This window comes from Methylosinus sp. KRF6, from assembly GCF_018887255.1.
In the GTDB taxonomy this organism is placed as follows: Bacteria; Pseudomonadota; Alphaproteobacteria; order Rhizobiales; family Beijerinckiaceae; genus Methylosinus; species Methylosinus sporium.
The window spans coordinates 3,612,470-3,631,786 of sequence record NZ_JAHLJF010000001.1 but is presented as its reverse complement, the minus strand read 5'-3'; the positions used below and the strand labels follow the sequence as shown (position 1 = coordinate 3,631,786).

Here is a 19,317-nt window from a genome sequence, read left to right as displayed (position 1 = left end):
TTCGCAGCCATCCCGCGCCCGCGAGGACGGAATCTCGCGCGCGCGGCGGAGATCGACGATTGCGGCGCTCGCGCCGTGGGAACTGGGGGAAGGAAACGCATGATCCGCGAATTCCAATATCGTGGCGAAACTTTCAGGGTCAACGCGCATGGCGTCGCCGGTCACGAGGAGGTGTTCATCATGCACCTCGTCGACGGCGAGGAAGAGGGCGAGATCTCCATCGACCGCATGACCGAGGAGAACGACACCAGCGCGCCGATCGACGCCATCTGCGTGATGCTGTGTGACAAGCTCATCATCGAGAACAGCATCGCCGTCGCCGATCCGAACGGCGCCTTCGCCTGGGTCGAGATGAAGACGCAGCGCGACGTTCTGCCCACCCGCGACGACTGGGCCACGCACTGAGACGGCGCCGGCCCGCCGCGAGCGTGGGCCGGCGGCGAGTATTCTTTGTCGAGAGGCCGCCTCGCGCGGCTTCTCGACGAAATGCGGCGCAGCCGCGCTTCGGATTTCACGCATGAGCTCCGACCCCGCCGCGCCTGCGGCAGAACGGATCGATTTCACGCATTTTGCGGCCGTCGACATTCGCATCGGCACGATCGTCGCCGCCCATGCTTTTCCCGAGGCGCGCAAGCCCGCCTATAAGCTCGAGATCGATTTCGGCCCTGGCCTCGGCGTCAAGCGCTCCAGCGCGCAGATCACGGCGCATTACGACATTGCCACTCTAGTCGGGCGCCAAGTGGCGGCGGTGGTGAATTTCCCGCCGCGACAGATCGGCAAATTCATGTCCGAGGTGCTGGTGCTCGGTTTTCCCGATGAAAATGGCGATGTGGTTCTGGTCGCGCCGGAACGGGCCGTGCCGAATGGGGCGCGGTTGTATTGAAGGGCTGACGGCTCGCCGCATTATTTGAAGACGTTGAGCCAACCGAACAAATCGACCAGAGACTCGAATGTCTCCAGCCAGTCGTTCCAAGCGAATATTCGCTCTCGAATCGTCGGTGGTTCTTGTTCCGACATCGTCGTGGCGGAGTCGTCCCGCTCCCTTCGAATTGAAGTTTCGAGTCGAATGCTATTGTCACACGCATGAAAGAGCAATCCGCGGCGACCTCCATCCTGAGCGTGAGGGTCTCACCCGATGAGCGTGCGCTGCTCGAAGAGGCGGCGTCACAGTCGCGCATGACCTTGAGCGAATTCATGCGTCGCAAGGCGGTGGAGGCGGCGGAGGCCGAGGTGCTCGAGCGCGGGGTCGTCACCATACCGGCGAAGTTGGGAGGCGTTCGAGGCGTGGCTCGAACGTCCCGCCGAGCCGATCGCTGCGCTTTCGGCGTTGGCGCGGCGACGACAATGCGCGCAGCTTTTACGCGCGATGGGGGTTTTGCGATTTGCCCCATGATCCGCGCCGCGCGATGATCATTCGCATGGCCGATCTGCGGCTGAGCTTCACGGAGCGTCGCTGATTTAGCGGCTCGTCTCATGTAGCGCGCCAAATCGAATGGCACTCCGCGACAGATCGTATGGCATAGCCAGTTCTCGGGCCATGCACAAAAAAAGGGGCCCTTCGGCCCCTTTTTTTTGAGCGTCAAAGACGAGGAAGCGGAGTCTCGCTAGCGGCGTCGGCCGCCGCCCCGTATGGCACGAATGCCACGGGATGCGGCGACGCGGCTATAACTCTCGCGACCATCGCGCCCCATGCGCCGACACACGGCCAGCCGAGCGCCTTTGCCTCGACGTCGTCGGCCGGGCGCTCCAGCGTGATCACATCCGATCCGCGGCTGTCCGCTTCGGACTGCGCCAGCTTGGCGGCCGCCTCTTGGCGGCCGATCAGCTGCAACAGCTCGGCAATGATTCCGGGCGGCGTGCTCCGCCGTCCCGAGGACATATCTTTACATTGCTGTTCTCGGACGCCGTGAAACTCGGCCGCCTCTTTGTGAGAAAGCCCCGCCAGCTTGGCGAGCGCCGTGAAAGGAGTCATTCGACCTCCTCACAAATGCCGGAGAACGCGACATAGCCGACCAAATACGGCAGCCCCTCCGGAATGCCCGTCTCGCGAGACGTCGCTCGGCCGATGCGCCAGCTCATCCACCGTTCGATCGCCGCGGCGATGGCCGTCTCCGGCCCTTTGCCCTGGCTCAGACCGTTCATGACGTCGTCGCTGAAATGCCGGCCGCTCTTGGAGTCGAGGAATATCCTGACATCTTCGGCGTCGCAGCGCGTGGCCGCCGCAATCGCAAGCGATGCAGCGGCCCACAACGGCTCCGGCTCGATATGACGGGCCAAAGCGCCCCAAAAGCCCCAGTCGTGATTTTTGGAAGGAAGGATCATGGCTATCTCCATCAGGCGGTCGGCAATCCGTCCGCGATGAAGTTAGGACACACTAATGGTGTGGCTCTGCAAGTCGGAAGACCCGGCGAGCCGCACAGATCAGGGGCCGCATATGATCAGTTCTCGGGCGGCTTTTGCGCCATGGTCTCGGCCCGCGGCCGTATAGGTCAATTCGGCCGTCTCGGTCCGAAACCCGCCGTAGATCGTTCGCGTCTCCGCGCAGTCGTTTATAGCCGGCCGCCGGCCGGACGGGCGTGACTGTCCGAAATTCTGAAATCTCCACCATGTTTTAATTCCGCCCTCGCTACCCTGCCGCTCGGCGGGGGGCGTTATCGGTAGTCGCGCTGCGCGGGCGTTGCTGCCAGGCTCTCCCGCGTCCGGGGCAACCCGGCCCCGCCACTCTCCGCCCTCACTCCTCCTTCGGCTCGCAGGCCGCCCTCACGATCAGCCCCTGCGGTCCCCAGCCGAAAATCCGGCTCGTGACCGTCCAGGCCCGATCGTCGTCATCGTGAAAGCCCTTCGTCGTGATCACGCCGCCCGGCGCGACTCCGACAAGACCTGGCCGAAAGGTCACGTGAAACGGCCGGCAATCCCGGTCGAACTTGCCCTTGCGCGCGTTGGCGTGGCTCGCCATTTCGGCGGCCAGGCGTTCATCGTCTCCTGGAAGTTTCGCGAGGGCCGGGGCGAGATATCGGTCTATCCAGAGATCGGGATCAGACAAGGCCAGCTTCCAGCCGTGAATGGCATGGGGGTCCATCCATCGGATTTCGTTGTTGGACGTCTTGCGGCGAAGCAGCTTTTCGTCGAGCAGACCCAGTTTATCGAGCGTCTCCATTGCCTTCGGCGTCGCGGTCCCGGCCTGGAACTCCTGCTGGAACATCGCGACTGCGGTGCCGGCCATCCCCGGCCCCATTTCCTGCATGAGGTGCGCGGCTGTTCCTCGCAGAAATCTTTCCGATAGGCTCGAAGCGGCGGGGCCGACTTGATTGAAGAATTGCGCAAATGATCCTTCGTTCAACGTCTCCTTGAAGACGTTCATGATCTTGGCGTAGCTCTCCAGCCGGTCATGAATGCGTTTAGGGTCTCCAGCGACGCCAGCGGTCTCGAGCGATTTCGTAATCGTATTGAAGGCTTCATCCGAAGAGTGGCCGTGCTGGCCTAATTGGATCGTCCTTATCTGCGCCAGATCGTCCATCGCCTCGAAAGCATGTTCCAAGGAGCCGGTGTAGCTTTTGGCCGCTCCGATCATCGTCTCGAACTGCGTTTTCGTGAAGGCTTTGTAGACCGCGGACATCTGCGCAGCCTTCTGCTGTATCTCCTCGATCTGCGCCAACTTGTTGCCCTGCGTCTCCAGGCTCACTTGCGAATGCTCGCCGGCGACGCCTTGGCGCACGCCCCCTCGGAAGGCCGCAGTAGATATGCGCTCGAGGCCATGCGCCGCGGCCGCCGACATCGCCGCCGATTGCGCCGCGTTGATCTTACGCATGGTCTGATCATAGCGCTCGGCCTCCTCACGGACCTTGCGTATCGCTTCCTGCTGCTCGAGCCAGACGCTCGCCTTGACGCCCCCGCCCGTCGTGCGTTGCTTGTCGATCGCCGCGGCGGTCTTTTGCAGCCGCTCCAGCTCGCTCTCGACGCCGCGGATCGGTCCCGTCGCCTGATCGATCAGGCGCAGGATCATCTCGACGGTCATGCTCATGAGAGCCTCACGGTGGCATAGAGGCGGTTCAGATGCTGGACTGCCCGCTTATGCAGCCGCAGGATCGAGGGGATAGGCAGGCCGAGAACCTCGGCCCGCGAATAGTGGAAGCACAGTCCGATCTCATCGAGGATTGCGGTCAGGTCTGCGGGGACCCGCCCAAAAAATCGCTGGCCTTCGAGATGATCGCAGCGCTGTCGGACCCATGCATCAGGCCGAAGACGCGAGCGTCGATCGGACCATTGTCGCTCGACAGCAGACCAATCGCGAAATCGATGATCGAGGAGCGTCGTCCCGTCGAATAGAACCGCGTAACGTCGAGGCCAGTTGCGGTGCGCATATTCAGGGTGCTGTAAGTAACGCCTGCGGTTTTGAACGGATGCGCGAGCGCGATCGTCTCGCCGCCCCAATTGCCGCCCGCGTCGAAATCGACGATCGGCGTGATCGCATTCGCCGGAGCGGCCGCCGCCGTCGCAGCATCCACGGCAACCGTCGCGGGCGCGGCCGCCGCCGTTGCGCTCGCCCCCTGCGCGGCCTGCATCAGCTTGGTCTGAAACTCTTGTGCGCCGTCGACCATGTCCATTTCTCCCGTCAGTAGCCCAGCGCTGCGCGCACACGGGCGTAAGGATCGTTTCCGCCGACGCTGTAGACGCCGTTCTCTATGTCGATATCCCAGATGACCGAGCCGTCGATGGTCAGCTTCAGGGCGTCGAGCGCGGTCTTGAATTTCAGCATCGCCTTCTTGCCGGCTTCCCAGGCGCCGGGGTCGCATTCGATGACCTCGCCGCGCATCTGCAAAATCGCCGTATGCTCGCTGTTCTGGTCGCCGTCGAGGTAGCCACGGACGCCGAAAGCCACGCCCTTCGCGCCCGTGTAGAGGCCGACGAGCGCCAGCACCTGCGGATCGAAAGAGGCGAGATCGGCCTCGAAATCGAAAGCCTCAAAGCCGAGCGCGATGCGACGCGGGGCCAGCATTCCGCCGCCGCGATGCTCCTCGGTCTTTTTCTTGATCTTGGGCAGGTTGCACTTCTCGCCGCTGCCCGCCTTGCCATAGCCGTCCGCGAAGACCGTGAACGCCTGGAGGATATAATCGAGCTGCATCCTATCCTCCTCACGCCGCCGTCTGCTGGGCGATCATCGACGAGAGGCTCGTCAGCAGATCGTCGTAATAGCTCGCGTTCCGCTGCGCCTTGTAGACGATGTGCTCCATCGGCGCGGGCGCCTCGGGGTCGATGCGCCATGTGTAGACGCCGGCTTTCAGCTGCGCGCTCGGATTGTCCTCGGGGTCGAGCCAGCAGCGGCCGCCGACGAGGAAGCCCTCGCTTTTGCCGTATTTGAAGAAGGCGTTGGCGCGCTCCGTCATGTCGAGCAGCAGCTGCACGCTGGGCGGCTTGTCCACGGCCCACAGCGTCGCCTCGTCGAGCGCCTCATAGACGGCGTCCTCGATCGTGCGCACGACCTCGAATACCCAATTGGCGTCGTCGGCCGTGGTGCGATTGCCCCAGCGCCGCCAGCCGCCATATTGGCCCGCGCCCGCTTGGCCCATATTGATGACGGTGGCGATGCGGTTCTCGTTGAGGATGTTGGCGAGGCAATCGGCGTCGCCGCTCGCCCAATCGACAGGCGTCGAGACGCCGCCGATCGACTGCAGAACGAAGTTGGACGGCGAATACCAAAAGCCGTTCTCGCGATGCACGCGCGCCGTGAGGCCGGCGAACGCCGCCTCGGCCGGCCGCGTCACATAGCTGGAGGAGACCGGGTCCCACGCCAGCACATTGGGATAGATCGGCGTCAGCCGCGGGCTCGACCAATCCTGCCGCCAGGCGATCGCCTCGTCGCTCGAAGTGGAGGGCGTCGAGGCGTAGACGCGCCCGCGCAGCTTCCCCGCGACCGTGAGGAGCGCCGCCACCACGGGGTTGGAGGCGCCTTCCGGCCGCGTCGCGGTGAAGCCGGGCGCGATCAGCGTGCGCGGCTGCACGCCGACGCGCGACCGCGCGGTGAGCAGCGCATAGACGCCCGTCTTCGCGGCGAGCGAGCCGATGACATTGGTCAGTTGTGTGGTGGGCGTCGCCGAGTCCGCCACGCGCACGACGACGGCGGCGCCGCCGCCCTCGGCGTAGAAGTCGCGCACCGCCGGCAGCAGCGTGCCCGTCTCGCCCAGCAGCGACGCCTTCTGCGGCGCGGTGGTGAGCAGCACGGGCGTATCGAGCGGGAATGCGCTCGCATCGGCCAAAGGGGCCGTGCCGACAATGCCGGCGACGGCCATTTTATTGATGGTGACGGTTTGATTGGCCGAGGCGACCTCGATCGTCTCGACGCCATGCAGGAATTGAGAGCCGGCCATCGTCCCCTCGAAAGCTCTTTTAAAAGGCGCTTGACGCGCCTTTCCGACCCGCTCACCATCCCGGATAACCCCGCCGAATTCAGCCGGAGACAGTTGTCTCCCGCTACGCCGGCCAGCCCGTCTCTATGTCGATCGCCGCCAGCGCCGCCGCATCGGCCGCCGCGGTGATTTGCGCGGCGAGCAGCGCCTCGCGGTCGAAGCAGCTCTGCACATGGGCGCGCACGGCCTGCGCCACGGCGATCAGCGTCGCGTGGTCGAGAAGCGTGAATGTGCCGTCGGCGAGCTTCCAATTCACCGAATAGGCGTTGTCCAGCACGCAGGCGACGACGGCGGCGGTCAGCTTGCTCTGCGTCGCCGCGTCGCTCGGTATGGAGAGGCCGTTGACCGTGACGCCCGCTGTCTCGGCGCGCCAGCGGCGCTCGGCGAGCTTGGCGAGCTTGCCCTTCTTCGCGTCGGCGAGGGTCGGCGTCGGCAGCGGCGTCGGCGTGTTGCCGGCGGCGCGCCAAGCCAAAAACACCTGATAATCGTGATTGCGCTCGTCAGCGGGGATGATCGCGCCGTCCGCATCGCGCCGCATGGACGTGCTGTTGGAGATTTCTGAATACATGTCACAGCTCCGCTGATGCGTAGATTTTGGAGACATAAGAGATTCCGCCCAAGCTGCCTTGATTGCAGGCGGTGGTGATGAAACTGATAATGCCACCCTCTGGCGTCATAGAGGCGCCGTGTATCGACAAGATGTTTTGGAACGACCAGCCGAATTGCTCCGCGCCCAGTGTCCCATCGATGATGATCACAGTCGGTGTATGAGCCATAATTGTGCGAAATGAGCCCGCGACGGCGAGCTGCTCTGCGCCCCACTGCCATCCGCCTCCCCAGCCGGTTATCCTCTGAAAGTAGCGCTCACACAGCGCCCATTCGATCGCCGAATGGCGATACTCGAACGGGTTAGCGACTGGTCCGCGCTCGAATTGCACCGCGCCTATCGTCAAAGATATATTCCCAGGCGCGCTGTTCTGCGTGATCAAGATGCCGATTTGGCCTCCTAATCCGAAATTCTGAATGGCGGCCCCAGCGATCGGAATCTCGATCCTGGAAACGCCAGCAGGAATGTCGAACGGGGTGTAAGTGCAAAGATTTGCGTAGGTGCCATTATCGAGCGCGCTATTGGTGTGCGCGTAGACGACACCAGAAATCGACCCAGCACTGGATGATGCGCTGATGTCGAACGACAGCATGGCGTCGTGTCCAGCGATGTCCGCCATCGTCTGTCCCTCAAAACGCTGCACTAAGTGAATCTGCCCGCCGACAGGCGCGCCATTTCCTTGGGCGCTAAACACCGTGCTTCCGGTGAATCCAGAAGTCGGCGCGGCTTTGTTGGCCGATACGCTCCCTAGTCCGCCGCCAGGATAACAAATCCATCTATCGGCAGTGTAAACGCCGCCTGGGACCGCGGTGAAATTGTATCCACGCTGCCAGATCTCGAAATTGCCGTTGATGATCCGATTATGCATCCCGACTGACGGTAGCAGCAACCCATTCGGAAATTCGGCGCCATTCGGAAAACTCACTCTGCCCGTCGCGCGATCGGCCGTCAGCGCCGCCAGCAGCGCGGCGTCCGATACGCCCGTCTGCCCGACATAGAGCCCCGGCGCGCCCGCGTGCGGATCGACGACGAGACGCCCCGTGGAGTCATCAACATAGAATTTCGTGAACGGGCTGTCTTTGTCGCCGCGCGCGAGCAGCTGCTGCATCAGAGCCCGCACCTCGCCGGTCGAAGGCATGGACATGCGAATGATACGGTAGGCCACAGCCGTCTGCGTCGGCGCCGTCCAATTCGTGGCCAGAACGGCCGTCGCCGCCGTCGCGCCGGCGACGCCGGCGACATCGATGATGAGCCCATATGCGAGCCGGCAGACGATCAATTCCGCCAATGTCCAGGCCGCCTATACGGCGATGACGCAGCTCCGCTCCAACGAGGGGCGTCTTCTGGGCGTCAAGCCGCAGGTGATGCTGTGCGGTCCTTCGACCTACTTCGCCGCGCGCGCGCTCATCGAGGCGCAGGTCATCGATGCGACCAGCAACACGCTCTACAAGCTCGTCGAGATCGTCAACGTCCCCTGGCTCGACTGAGCGCGGCAAATCGAAAGAGGAGGCCCGCATGGCCGACAAATCCAAGGCGCCGAGCGACGGCGACAAAGAGAGCAAGACGCAGATCAGGGGCGTCTTCGTCGCCGTGACCGGGCCCGCCGGCGGACGTTGGCGCGCCGGCCGCAAGTTCACGCCGGAGCCGACGCTGATCGATGTCTCGACGCTCACGGAGGAGGAGCAAGAGGCGATCGCCAAAGATCCGGAGCTGCGCATCGCGCGGCCGTGACGAGTATCGCGGGATAGAGCAGCGGCAGCTCGCCTGGTTCGCACAGCCAGGAGGTCGGCGGTTCAAGTCCGCCTCCCGCACCAATCATAACCCCAGAGCAAAGACCGCGGATGGGGGCGCGGGGTCCAAACCCGCGCCCCCTGCAAAGGAGAACTCATGTCCTACGCCACGGAAGCCGATCTCGTGCGCAAATGGGGCGCGGAGCAGGTGGACCTCGCCGCCTTCGACGGGGCGACGCAGGCGCGCGACCAGCTGCGCATAGAGGCCGCGCTCGACAGCGCGAGCGCGATCATGAACGGCTATTTCGCCAAGCGCTACGCTCTGCCGATCGACGCCGCTCCCGATGCCGAGAGCGCGTCCGCCGGCGAGGCGTCGATCATCCACAGCTCGTTCAAGCGCTCGACGGCGTGCGAATTCGTGCCGGAGAGGCGATATTTGCTCTTATAGGCGTCCGGATTGGTGATTTTGGTGAGGAGGACCTTGTCCTCCTCCTCGATCCGCGCCCGCATGCGCTGCACCGTGCGCAGCGAGACGCTGACATCGGGGAATTTGTCCTCGATCAGCTCGAGCAGATGATCCGCGGAAACGTCCGGCTGGTTGGCGATCGCGGCGGTGAGGAACGCGCGCACCTTCCCCTCTCCGCCGCGATTCAACGCGCCTCTACCCCTACGCGCGGCGCCATGATCGACGCCGAGCCGTGAAATTCCTTCGATGCGCTTGAGCGAGCGCCAGCGCGCCAGCGTGCGCTGCGACAGCTTCGGCACGGCGGCGCGCACGCCGGGCTCGACCTCTATGCGGCCGAGATTGTAGAGCGCCGCGAATGTGCGATCGGCCATGTTGCGCGAGAGCGAGGCGTTCTTCGCATAGCGATCGGCTGCGGCGATGAGCGTGAGGCGCGCGTCGCGATTGTCGAGAGCGATGAGCGTGAGCTGCCGCTTGGCCTCCTCGACAGAGGCCGCGGCGGCGTCCTCCGGCGCGAGCGCGACATCGCCGATGGCGCGCGCTGCATAGGCCGCGAGCGCCGCCGCTGGCAGCAGCTCGATCGAATATTCGAGGCCTCCGCCCCGGCCCTTGCGCAGGCGGACCTTGTCCGTGCGCTCGAGCCAGCCCTCGCGCTCGGCGTAGTCACGCCAGCCGCGCTCTGTCTCCGGCAGGCCGGGCAGAGCGAGAGCCGCGAGTTCGGGGGCGGAGAGCCAGTCGCGCATCAGGCGCCCGCGCCTCCGCGCTTGGTCATCTCCGCGCCGATCTCCTTCAGAAACGTGGCTCGCGTCTGCTTGGTCGCCTTGTCCCAATTCGCGTGCAGCGCCGAATAGATGGACTTCTGCGGATCGACGATCAGCGGCTTGGCCAGTCCCGCCGCGACCTTGGCCTGCGCGACGGTCTTGGCCTCGCCAGATTTGATGCGCTCGGCGACTATGCGCTGCTGGTCGCCTTGGAGATCGGCGAGTTGGAACAACTCGGTCTGATTGTCCTCGAGCGGCGTTCCACGAATGGCCCTGATCGCTCGCTCGTCGAGACGACGGGCGAGAGTGATCGCCTTTTGGATGGCGCTTTCGGAGTAGCCGGTCCGCTTGGCCGAGTCCTCGGTGAAGCGCTCCGAAAAATCAATTCGGAAAGATTCCGAATTGATTTTTTCTTGGAATTTCGCGCTCTTACGATCTCCGCCTCGACCCAGTGCGGCGATGCGCCTCTTCTCGTAGACTTCCTTGCGCTCGAGCAGGAAGAGCGCTCGGTCGAGCGCATTCAACTCATGACGGGCAACGTTCTCGTCGATCTCGATCAGTCGGGCGTCGAGCGGGTCCAGGTCCCGAACGAGCACATGCTTGTCGATCGTCAGCTCTTTCCAGTCCAGCGACCGCATAGCGGCCTCGCGGTGACCGCCGACGACGAGGATGTAGGGCAGCCCGTCGCCTTCCTCTGGCGAGCGCGGGCGGACGACGATCGGTTGCGAAAGTCCTTGCTGCTCGATGGACGCGGCAATCAGCTCGACATGCGCCGGATTGACGGTTCTGAGCCGATTGGTGGCGTCGATCTCGTCTAAGCGGATGGTCTCTGTCATTTCGGCCTCTGAAAACGGCTCTGAACGGACTCGTGGGCGCGCGGACGCTGGTTAACCAAACGTTAAGCTGCGGATTGTCGGGGGCTCGACGCGGAGGAGGCGCGCGGGATAGGCTCGCCGCGCGGCCGCGGGCGCGGCAGCGGCGTTTTGGAGATCAGCTTGCCGTCCCCGTCGAACCACTGCGGCCAGAGAGTCGAAGCGGAAACGCCGAGAAATTCGGCGATCGCCAGATTTGCCCGCGGATGCGGGGCAATCATCGCCCAATACATCGACTGGCGAGACAGCCCGACGCTTCTGGCGATCGCCGCCAGATTTGCGCCGCGCTTGCGCACGGCCGCGAGAATGTCGGCCCGGTGCCAACCGGCTTGCGAATTCGTCTCCAAAGCCCGACTCCACCGCAATGAACCAATATTGGTTGATATAAGATCGTCATTTGGGAGAAGTCAACCAAGATTGGTTTGCTTCCCATGAAAAAATCCTCCGACCCTCGTCTGTCCGATTTCGCGGAACGCATCACGGCGTTGACCGATCCTTTCGGAAGCATCGCCAAGGCGTCAAAAGCGCTGAATATTCCGGCAAATACGCTGAGCCGTCTCAGGCGCGGCGAGAATGAGCCTACGCCCGGCGTCCTGCTGGACCTCGTAGAGGGATTGCGCGTGTCGATGGACTATCTGCTCGGCCTATCCGACGAGCCGACAGCTCTCGCACCCAAGATTGGAAGACCGTTGGCTGACCCGGTCGCTTTCGAGCGCATACCAAGGTTGGATGTGCGGGCCGCGGCGGGAGCGGGCTCGATCAACCATATGTTCGCCGTCGACGGGGAGCTGGCGTTTCCGCATTGGATGCTGCAAAAGCTCGCCCCGCCGGGCGCAAAGCTCTCATTTTTACGCGCCAAGGGCGACAGCATGGAGCCGACGATCGTCGACGGCGCCCTGCTGCTCGTCGCCGAGACCAATGGCGACTTCCGCCTGCCCGATCGCCCTCCAAAGCCGAAGCATGGGTCGGGAGCGCAAGATATCTACGTGTTCCTGCAGGGCGACGATCTGCGCGTGAAACGGCTCCGCAAGGCGAAGCACGGCGCGATCTTCGTCATGAGCGACAACCAGGATTATGAACCAGAACTGCTCTTGAAGGTCGATTTGAAGCGGCTCAAAATCTGCGGCCGGGTGGTATGGTGGGACAATAGATTATGAGGCGCCTATGTCGGACCGACTTTCTACGGCTCTTTTCGTTGCTGCTGTGCTTTTCATTGCCATGTTTTTCGCCTTACCTAACGACCGGAAACAAAATGAAGTAAGCTCGCATACGAAAGCCTTTCCCGGGGAGAAGCAACCGGTTGCAGACATATTGATGAATGGGACAGATGCCCCCCCTTCGTCTTATCAGCTTCGATCTCCTCTAAAGCCGATACAAAAGAACGACATCGGCCTCAGCGTCGAAGGCTTCGTAAGCGAGTTCAATGCGCTCGCTCGAGCTAATGGAGCCTATGCCAAGATCGACCTCACCGAGTGCATGCAAGCCGTTTGCAAGTTCTCGGCCGGCCCCGCGATGATGGGGCTCCTAGGCTTTAACGGATCGAGCATGGTGGACAGCGTCGTCGTCGTCTTCGCCGCCCCTACGAAGAAGGAGGTCGCTAAACGGGCTCGAGCCTGGATCGAGATGATGGATATCGTCCTCGTCCTTTGCTCTCGTGACGGATCGACAGACGAGCTTAAGCTCGCCAGACAAACTCTCCACGACTTCCATAAGGAGGCCGACAAATCGATCGACACCTGGGTTCACGGCCTCAAATACAGCATCTTCCCCGTGAGTGACGCCGGGATATGGTTCACTGTCGCGACCAAGTGATCGAGCGGCAATGCGCGCGCAGGCGCGACTCCAGTTCCGAGTTCACAGGATCGGTAGACTATGGCCCCGAGTCGATCACTGCCTAGAGTTTGTTGGGCTTCGCCTCGATTATCGTCGGCGGGCCGGCTGGTGCCCTCGGTTCCGAGTTCCGGCTGTCCGGCGATCGGCGCGCGACCGAATATCAATGGTTTCGCTCGCCGGCGCGGCCCGCCTGCCGCCGTCTCAGTGCCATTTGATTTGTCGCGGCTCTTCGGCTCTCATGCAGTCCGCGTCGCCCGCAGTCGCCCGGTTTCTCTGGCCCTTTCCCACGTGCCCCCGGTCGATCCCAACTAATCCCGCCTCTGCCATCTGATCTGTCGTTTCACATCTCACGTCTGCCCCGGCCGCAGCCGATAGAAGATATGATTGCCGATCTTATCCATCTTCTTCAGCTGCTTGGCCCAGCGCGGCTTCACATAATTCGCATGGTAATGCGTCGAGCGGCCCACATCCGAAATATAGGTGTGCCCGTTCATCACCTCGTCGGCGACGCGCTGCGCCGTTGCCCAGGAGTCGGGCTCGGTGACGCGCAGCTTGCGGCCCTCGCAGGCGAAGGAGAATTGGCAGGCCTTGTAATGACTGCGGTTCTGATAGACGACGCCGCAGACGCTGGTCGGATAGAGGCCCGAGGACACGCGGTTCAGCACCACTTGCGCCACCGCCGCCTGCCCCGCCTCCGGCTCGCTGCGCGACTCGAAATAGACCGCCTCGGCGAGGCAGCGCTTCTCGCGCGCCAGCTTGTCCGGGTCGATGAGCGAAGCGTAATCGGGCGGCGTCTTCGGATCCCGCAGAGCGCGCGAAGGAGCGAAGGAGGCGACGGCGATCGGCACAGCGTCGGGCTGCGCCGGCGTCGAGGAGGCGAGCGCCGCGGCGCGCGCGACCTGCGGCGTGGCGCCATGGGCGGCGCGCTCACGCATCGCCTGCGAGATGCGCTGCGTCGTCGCCGAGCCGCGCTGCGTCGGCGACGCCTGGCCATTGCCGCGCTGCGTGGTCGGCGCGCCGCTCGAATCGGCGGGAAGATCGGCCTCCGGCCCGGCGAGGGCGATGGTCGTCGTCTCGCCATCGGCGCCGAGCGAGACCTCCACCGTCTCGCCGTCGTCGCGCCGCGTGTCGAAAGACGGGCGCATGACGATGATGGGATCGCCCTTCCTGGTGCGGTCGACCTCGGGGAAGGCCTCGGCATGGGGCTTGAGCGCGGCATGGGGCTCGCGCTCGTCCGGCCGCGCGTGAATATCCTCCGGCGAGCCGACGGACAGGCGCGCCGTTTGAATGCGCGCGAGATGCGGCGGAATATTCCAGCCTTGCGAAGGGTCCTGGCCCGCCGCGGCGGTGAAGGACACCAATAGGCCAGCGCCCAGCCACCAGGGCGCGATGACGCCTATGGCCCAGCTCACTCCCGAACGACGACCCATACGCTCAACGCCCCGTCTCGACCCGCGAAAAGCGTGGCCGAAGCGCCACACGCAAACGCAGAAAAGCTCACGGGGAAAATTTATCGCAGATTAGGCTTGCAGGTCGGTTAAGGCGGCGCTCGTCGGGCGTCCCGCTTTGGATCATTCGCCGAGAAGATGCGCGACGAGCTCGCGCGTCTGCGCGCCATGGCGATGCTCGAAGAGATAGATCGCCTGCCACGTCCCCAGAACCAGAGCGCCGCGCGACAGCGGTATGGAGAGCTGCGTCTGCGTCAGCGCCGTGCGTATATGGGCGGGCATGTCGTCGGGGCCTTCCGTGTCATGCTCATAGAGGCCTTCGCCCTCGGGCGCGAGGCCGGCGAAGACGCGCTCGAGGTCGCGCAACACGGCGGGGTCGGCGTTTTCCTGAATGGTGAGCGAGGCCGATGTGTGTCGGCAGAACAACGTCAGCAGCCCGGCGGTCAGGCCCTGGCCGTTCGCCCAGGCGGAGACGACGCGAGTGACGTCGTAAAAGCCCTTGCCGCGGGTCTCGACGTGGAAGTGATGAAGCGACTGGCGCATGGCGGGAAATGTGCGGGCGAAGCGTGGAGAAGTCCAGCGCTCCGCGCGGCTCACGCCGTGCTCACCGCCTCCTTGCCGAGCGCCGCCTGCGCCGCGGCGAGCCGCGCGATCGGCACGCGATAGGGCGAGCAGGAGACGTAATCGAGGCCGACGCTCTCGAAGAAGGCGATGGAGGCGGGATCGCCGCCATGCTCGCCGCAAATGCCGAGCTTGATCGTGGGGCGCTGCGCGCGGGCGCGCGTCGCGGCGAGGCGCACCAATTCGCCGACGCCCTCCTGATCGATGGTCACGAAAGGATCGGAGGGCAAAATGCCCTTTTGCGCATAGGCGCCGAGGAAAGAGCCGGCGTCGTCGCGCGAGACGCCGAGCGCCGTCTGCGTGAGGTCATTGGTGCCGAAGGAGAAGAACTCGGCCGTCTCGGCGATCTCGGCGGCGCGCAGGCAGGCGCGCGGCAGCTCGATCATCGTGCCGATGTGATATTTGGGCGAAAGGCCGGTTTCGTCCGCCACGGCCTTCGCCGTCGCGGCGATGCGCTCGGCGACGAAATCCAGCTCCGCCTTGGAGAAGACCAGCGGCACCATGATCTCTATGGCCGCGGGAACACCGGTCTGTGCGGCGGAGGCGATCGCCGCCTCGAAGATCGCGCGCGCCTGCATTTCGGCGATCTCGGGAAAGGCGACGGCGAGGCGCACGCCGCGAAAACCGAGCATGGGGTTGAACTCGGAGAGCTCCTTGGCGCGCTGGCGCAGCTTGGCCGGATCCGCGCCCATGGCCTGCGCCACATCGGCGATCTCCGATTCCGTATGCGGCAGGAATTCGTGCAGCGGCGGGTCGAGCAGGCGGATCGTCACCGGCAGACCGGCCATGATCTCGAACAGCTCTTGAAAATCGCCGCGCTGGATCGGCAGCAGCTTGGCGAGGGCGGCGCGGCGTCCCGCGGCGTCATCCGCGAGGATCATCTCGCGCACCGCGATGATGCGGTCGTCCTCGAAGAACATATGCTCGGTGCGGGCGAGGCCGACGCCCTCGGCGCCGAAGCGGCGGGCGGCGCGGGCGTCGACGGGCGTCTCGGCGTTGGCGCGCACGCGCATCCGGCGCGCGGCGTCGGCCCAGGACATCAGCACGGCGAATTCGCCGGTGAGCTCGGGCTGGCGCATCTTCACCGCGCCGGCGATGACGCGCCCGGCCGAGCCGTCTATGGTGACGAGATCGCCCTTGGAAAAGCGCCGCCCGGCGACGGAAAAGCTCTGCTCCTCGTAATTGACGCGGATCGCGCCGACGCCGCAGACGCAGGGCTTGCCCATGCCGCGCGCCACGACGGCGGCGTGCGAGGTCATGCCGCCGCGCGTCGTCAATATGCCCTGCGCGGCGTGCATTCCGCCGATATCCTCAGGGCTCGTCTCGACGCGCACCAGAATGATCTTGCGCCCCTGCGCGGCGAGCGCCTCCGCCTCCGCGGCGTCGAAGACGATCTCGCCGACGGCGGCGCCGGGCGAGGCCGGAAGGCCGGTCGCCAAAATCGTCGGCTTCACATCCGGGTCGATGGTGGGATGCAGCAATTGGTCGAGCGACAGCGGATCGATGCGCAAAATCGCTTCTTCGCGCGTGATCAGCCCGTCATCGGCCATGTCCACGGCGATTTTCAGCGCGGCCGGCGCGGTGCGCTTGCCGGTGCGCGTCTGCAGCATCCAGAGCTTCCCGCGCTCGACGGTGAACTCCATATCCTGCATGTCGCGATAATGTTTTTCGAGAAGTTCGGAGACGCGGCGAAACTCTTCGAACACATCTGGAAGCGCCGCTTCCATCGAGGGTCGGCTGGAGCCGCCGGCGCGGCGCGCCGCCTCGGTGATCGGCTGCGGCGTGCGAATGCCGGCGACGACATCCTCGCCCTGGGCGTTGATGAGGAACTCGCCATAGAGCTCGCGCGCCCCGGTCGAGGGATTGCGGGTGAAGGCGACGCCGGTCGCGGAATTGTCGTCCATATTGCCGAAGACCATGGCCTGCACATTGACGGCCGTGCCCCAATCCTCGGGAATATTGTGCAGCTGCCGATAGATGACGGCGCGGTGATTCATCCATGACGAGAAGACGGCGCCGATCGCGCCCCATAATTGCGCGCGCGGCTCCTGCGGAAAGGGGCGCGAAGTCGCTTTCTCGACAATCGTCTTGAATGTCCCGACGATAATGCGCCAGTCCGCGGCCGAGAGTTCCGTGTCGAGCGAGAGATCCTTGCCGGCCTTGTAATGCTCGAGCGCATCCTCGAACTCGTGATGCTCGAGGCCGAGCACCACGGTTGCGTACATTTCGATGAAACGACGATAAGAATCATAGGCGAAGCGCTCATTGCCGGCGATCGTCGCCAGCGCTCCGACGGTCTCGTCGTTGAGGCCGAGGTTCAGCACCGTATCCATCATGCCGGGCATGGAGGCGCGGGCGCCCGAGCGCACCGAGACCAGCAGAGGCCATTTCGCCTCGCCGAAACTGTGCCCCGCGAGTTGGCCGAGGCGGTCCAGCGCCGCATCGATCTGCGGCCCGAGCTCGGCCGGATAGGTCTTGCCATGCGCATAGAAATGCGCGCAGACCTCGGTGGTTATGGTGAAGCCAGGGGGGACCGGCAGGCCGAGTCCGGCCATTTCGGCGAGATTGGCTCCCTTGCCGCCCAGCAGATTCTTCATCGCGGCCGCGCCTTCGGCCGCGCCGCCGCCGAAATTATAGACCCATTTGGTCATAGCATCATTTTCCGGGCGCCACGCTGCGGCGCAACATACAAGAACCGGACCGCCGAGAGCTTCCCCCGAAGGTTTCGCATATTCGAGCTCTGGCTCGCAACCGGCGGAGCCGGAACAAAGCCGCGTCGAGCCCGGCTCTGTGACAAAATAGGTCGGCCGAGACGAATATTCCGTGAACGCGGCGCCCGGAAAATCGCGCGGCGGCGCTCGCGCCCCGGCCGAACCCGGATGCGGCGTGTTTGATCTGCGCGCCCGCTACCCAAATCGCCGGCCGCTTGTTACACGAAGAGCGACCCCGCACGCCCGAGCCGCCACCTTGTCGCAGATTTCCGACCTTCTCTTCGACACCACCGTCGCCGCCGCCAGCCTAAAGGATTTTCTGGCGGGCGGGCGCTTGCGGCTCGGCGTCACCGGCCTGTCGCGCTCCGGCAAGACGGTGTTCATCACCTCGCTGGTGCATCATCTGACGCGCGCCGTCGCCGCGCGCGACGCCGCGCATAACCGCAAGAATCAGCTGCCCGTGTTCCGCGTCGCCGCCGAAAATCGCCTGCGCAGCGCCCATCTCGATCCACAGCCGGACGACGCCGTGCCGCGCTTCTCCTATGAGGAGCATCTGTCCGCGCTGACAGGCGCCGATCGCCATTGGCCGCAATCGACGCGACGCATCTCCGAGCTGCGCGTGACGCTGGAATATGACCGCAAATCCGCCGGTCTGCTGTCGAGCTTCCGTCCCGGTCCGGCGCGGCTCGACATAGACATCGTCGACTATCCCGGCGAATGGCTGCTCGACCTCCCGCTCCTGGAAAAATCCTATGCGCAATGGTCGCGCGAGACCTTGGAGGCCGCGTCGGCGGCGGCGCGCGCGACCATCGCCGCCGATTGGCGCGGCGCCACGGCGGGGATCGACCCGCTCGGCCGCGCCTCGGAAGACGATGCGCGCAAGCTCGCGGCGCTATTCACCAATTATCTGCGTTCCGCCAAGACCGAGCGCTTCGCCCTCTCCACTTTGCCGCCAGGACGCTTTCTGATGCCGGGCGAACTCGAGGGCTCGCCGGCGCTGACCTTCGCGCCGCTGCCGGTGGAGGAAGGCTCGGCTCCCCCGTCCAGGAGCCTCGCGGCGATGATGGAGCGCCGCTACGAGGCCTATAAGACCCATGTGGTGCGGCCCTTCTTCCGCGATCATTTCGCGCGGCTCGATCGGCAGATCGTGCTGGTGGACGCGCTCGCGGCGCTGAACTCCGGCCCCGCCGCCGTGCGCGATCTCGAGACCGCGCTCGCCGATGTGCTGACGGCCTTCCGCACCGGCCGCTCCAATCTGCTCTCGACCATCTTCCGCCCGAAGATCGACCGCATCCTCTTCGCGGCCACCAAGGCGGACCATCTCCACCATACGAGCCATGATCGGCTCGAGGCCGTGCTGCGGCACCTCACCTCGCGCGCGATCGAGCGGGCCGAGGGCGTCGGCGCGACCATAGACGTGATCGCGCTCGCCGCCGTGCGCGCGACGCGCGAGGCCATCGTCAAGCATGACGGCGAATCGCTCGCCGCCATCGTCGGCACGCCGATCGAGGGCGAGCGTATCGGCGACGACGTGTTCGACGGCGCGGCGGAGGGCGCGATCTTCCCGGGCGAATTGCCGGCCGATCCGCGCCATGTCTTCCGCGGCGACGCTCTGGCGCTGGCCGAGGAGGACGCCGATTTCCGCTTCCTGAAATTCCGCCCGCCGATCGCCTCCCTCGGCCGCGACAAGGAGCCCCTGCCCTTGCCGCATATCAGGCTGGATCGGGCGATGGAGTTTTTGTTCGGGGATCGGCTGGGGTGACGGCGCCGCGTCTCATATACTGAAAAACTGGAGCATGACGATGCTTCGCGCTTTCATGGCTATTTTTATCGTCTCGATTTTTTCTCGAGACGTCCGAGCGGAAGA

General features: G+C 64.6%; 22 protein-coding genes, 1 tRNA gene and 1 pseudogene. 10 read left to right on the top strand and 14 right to left on the bottom strand.

Going from position 1 to position 19,317, the window contains the following annotated elements; translation table 11 throughout:
• Nucleotides 1-99 precede the first annotated feature (99 nt).
• The 3 genes from KP010_RS17290 (at nt 100) to KP010_RS17280 (ending at nt 1,410) form a co-directional block, all read left to right on the top strand.
• Entirely contained in the window at nt 100-405 is a 306-nt protein-coding gene (locus tag KP010_RS17290; RefSeq protein WP_142862305.1) for a hypothetical protein, read from the top strand.
• A 112-nt stretch (nt 406-517) separates the two neighbouring features.
• The gene (locus KP010_RS17285) at nt 518-883 is read left to right on the top strand and encodes a tRNA-binding protein (protein WP_142862304.1); all 366 of its coding nucleotides are present in this window, start codon (nt 518-520) and stop codon (nt 881-883) included.
• A gap of 200 nt (nt 884-1,083) precedes the next feature.
• On the top strand, nt 1,084-1,410 hold the full coding sequence (locus KP010_RS17280) for a DUF6290 family protein (protein ID WP_246659779.1): 327 nt from the start codon (nt 1,084-1,086) through the stop codon (nt 1,408-1,410).
• 169 nt (nt 1,411-1,579) lie between these two features.
• On the opposite strand, the gene KP010_RS17275 is transcribed toward KP010_RS17280, so the two are convergent.
• The 8 genes from KP010_RS17275 to KP010_RS17240 form a co-directional block, all read right to left on the bottom strand.
• Complete coding sequence (locus KP010_RS17275) at nt 1,580-1,972, bottom strand: hypothetical protein (RefSeq protein ID WP_216281260.1); 393 nt, start codon at nt 1,970-1,972, stop codon at nt 1,580-1,582.
• A complete protein-coding gene (locus tag KP010_RS17270) occupies nt 1,969-2,277 on the bottom strand; it encodes a hypothetical protein (protein ID WP_216281258.1) in 309 nt (102 codons plus the stop codon). The genes KP010_RS17275 and KP010_RS17270 overlap by 4 nt, the downstream gene beginning before the upstream one ends.
• Before the next feature lie 454 nt (nt 2,278-2,731).
• Entirely contained in the window at nt 2,732-4,021 is a 1,290-nt protein-coding gene (locus tag KP010_RS17265; protein WP_216281256.1) for a hypothetical protein, read from the bottom strand.
• 139 nt (nt 4,022-4,160) lie between these two features.
• Nucleotides 4,161-4,598 carry a phage tail assembly protein gene (locus KP010_RS17260; protein ID WP_216281254.1) on the bottom strand — a complete coding sequence of 146 codons (438 nt, stop codon included), beginning with the start codon at nt 4,596-4,598 and terminating at the stop codon, nt 4,161-4,163.
• 14 nt (nt 4,599-4,612) lie between these two features.
• Nucleotides 4,613-5,122: a phage major tail tube protein gene (locus tag KP010_RS17255; RefSeq protein WP_216281252.1), complete on the bottom strand. Its 510-nt coding sequence runs from the start codon at nt 5,120-5,122 to the stop codon at nt 4,613-4,615.
• A gap of 10 nt (nt 5,123-5,132) precedes the next feature.
• Nucleotides 5,133-6,365, bottom strand: coding sequence for a phage tail sheath subtilisin-like domain-containing protein (locus KP010_RS17250; protein ID WP_216281250.1), 1,233 nt, complete (start codon nt 6,363-6,365; stop codon nt 5,133-5,135).
• Between the two features lie 103 nt (nt 6,366-6,468).
• The gene (locus tag KP010_RS17245; RefSeq protein WP_216281248.1) at nt 6,469-6,972 is read right to left on the bottom strand and encodes a DUF4376 domain-containing protein; all 504 of its coding nucleotides are present in this window, start codon (nt 6,970-6,972) and stop codon (nt 6,469-6,471) included.
• A gap of 1 nt (nt 6,973) precedes the next feature.
• The gene (locus KP010_RS17240; protein ID WP_216281246.1) at nt 6,974-8,119 is read right to left on the bottom strand and encodes a hypothetical protein; all 1,146 of its coding nucleotides are present in this window, start codon (nt 8,117-8,119) and stop codon (nt 6,974-6,976) included.
• A gap of 85 nt (nt 8,120-8,204) precedes the next feature.
• Between KP010_RS17240 and KP010_RS22840 the strand changes: the two genes are divergently transcribed.
• The 4 genes and pseudogenes from KP010_RS22840 to KP010_RS23395 form a co-directional block, all read left to right on the top strand.
• Nucleotides 8,205-8,498, top strand: coding sequence for a Mu-like prophage major head subunit gpT family protein (locus KP010_RS22840; protein WP_216281244.1), 294 nt, complete (start codon nt 8,205-8,207; stop codon nt 8,496-8,498).
• Nucleotides 8,499-8,526: 28 nt separating this feature from the next.
• Nucleotides 8,527-8,742 (top strand): hypothetical protein, encoded by a 216-nt coding sequence (locus tag KP010_RS17230; RefSeq protein WP_216281242.1) that lies wholly within the window; start codon nt 8,527-8,529, stop codon nt 8,740-8,742.
• 8 nt (nt 8,743-8,750) lie between these two features.
• Nucleotides 8,751-8,825, top strand: a tRNA-Ala gene (locus KP010_RS17225).
• Between the two features lie 73 nt (nt 8,826-8,898).
• Nucleotides 8,899-9,027, top strand: a pseudogene (locus KP010_RS23395) (hypothetical protein); the annotation flags it as partial.
• 29 nt (nt 9,028-9,056) lie between these two features.
• Here KP010_RS23395 and KP010_RS17220 read toward each other — a convergent pair.
• From KP010_RS17220 to KP010_RS17210, 3 genes are all read right to left on the bottom strand, one after another.
• Nucleotides 9,057-9,947: a DNA-binding protein gene (locus KP010_RS17220; protein WP_216281240.1), complete on the bottom strand. Its 891-nt coding sequence runs from the start codon at nt 9,945-9,947 to the stop codon at nt 9,057-9,059.
• The gene (locus KP010_RS17215; protein WP_216281238.1) at nt 9,947-10,801 is read right to left on the bottom strand and encodes a ParB N-terminal domain-containing protein; all 855 of its coding nucleotides are present in this window, start codon (nt 10,799-10,801) and stop codon (nt 9,947-9,949) included. The genes KP010_RS17220 and KP010_RS17215 overlap by 1 nt, the downstream gene beginning before the upstream one ends.
• A 62-nt stretch (nt 10,802-10,863) precedes the next feature.
• Nucleotides 10,864-11,184, bottom strand: a complete 321-nt coding sequence (locus KP010_RS17210; protein WP_216281237.1) for a helix-turn-helix domain-containing protein — start codon at nt 11,182-11,184, stop codon at nt 10,864-10,866.
• An 84-nt stretch (nt 11,185-11,268) separates the two neighbouring features.
• On the opposite strand from KP010_RS17210, the gene KP010_RS17205 reads away from it, so the two are divergent.
• Both KP010_RS17205 and KP010_RS17200 read left to right on the top strand, forming a co-directional pair.
• Entirely contained in the window at nt 11,269-11,994 is a 726-nt protein-coding gene (locus KP010_RS17205) for a S24 family peptidase (protein ID WP_216281236.1), read from the top strand.
• A 7-nt stretch (nt 11,995-12,001) separates the two neighbouring features.
• A complete protein-coding gene (locus KP010_RS17200; RefSeq protein WP_216281235.1) occupies nt 12,002-12,649 on the top strand; it encodes a hypothetical protein in 648 nt (215 codons plus the stop codon).
• Between the two features lie 368 nt (nt 12,650-13,017).
• Here KP010_RS17200 and KP010_RS17195 read toward each other — a convergent pair whose 3' ends face one another.
• The 3 genes from KP010_RS17195 to ppdK form a co-directional block, all read right to left on the bottom strand.
• Nucleotides 13,018-14,100 carry a cell wall hydrolase gene (locus KP010_RS17195; protein WP_185966446.1) on the bottom strand — a complete coding sequence of 361 codons (1,083 nt, stop codon included), beginning with the start codon at nt 14,098-14,100 and terminating at the stop codon, nt 13,018-13,020.
• A gap of 141 nt (nt 14,101-14,241) precedes the next feature.
• The gene (locus KP010_RS17190) at nt 14,242-14,661 is read right to left on the bottom strand and encodes a secondary thiamine-phosphate synthase enzyme YjbQ (RefSeq protein ID WP_142862331.1); all 420 of its coding nucleotides are present in this window, start codon (nt 14,659-14,661) and stop codon (nt 14,242-14,244) included.
• 50 nt (nt 14,662-14,711) lie between these two features.
• Nucleotides 14,712-17,390, bottom strand: a complete 2,679-nt coding sequence (gene ppdK, locus KP010_RS17185) for a pyruvate, phosphate dikinase (RefSeq protein ID WP_142862303.1) — start codon at nt 17,388-17,390, stop codon at nt 14,712-14,714.
• A gap of 316 nt (nt 17,391-17,706) precedes the next feature.
• Here ppdK and KP010_RS17180 point away from each other — a divergent pair, with 316 nt between their 5' ends.
• Complete coding sequence (locus tag KP010_RS17180; protein WP_142862302.1) at nt 17,707-19,212, top strand: YcjX family protein; 1,506 nt, start codon at nt 17,707-17,709, stop codon at nt 19,210-19,212.
• Nucleotides 19,213-19,317: the final 105 nt, after the last annotated feature.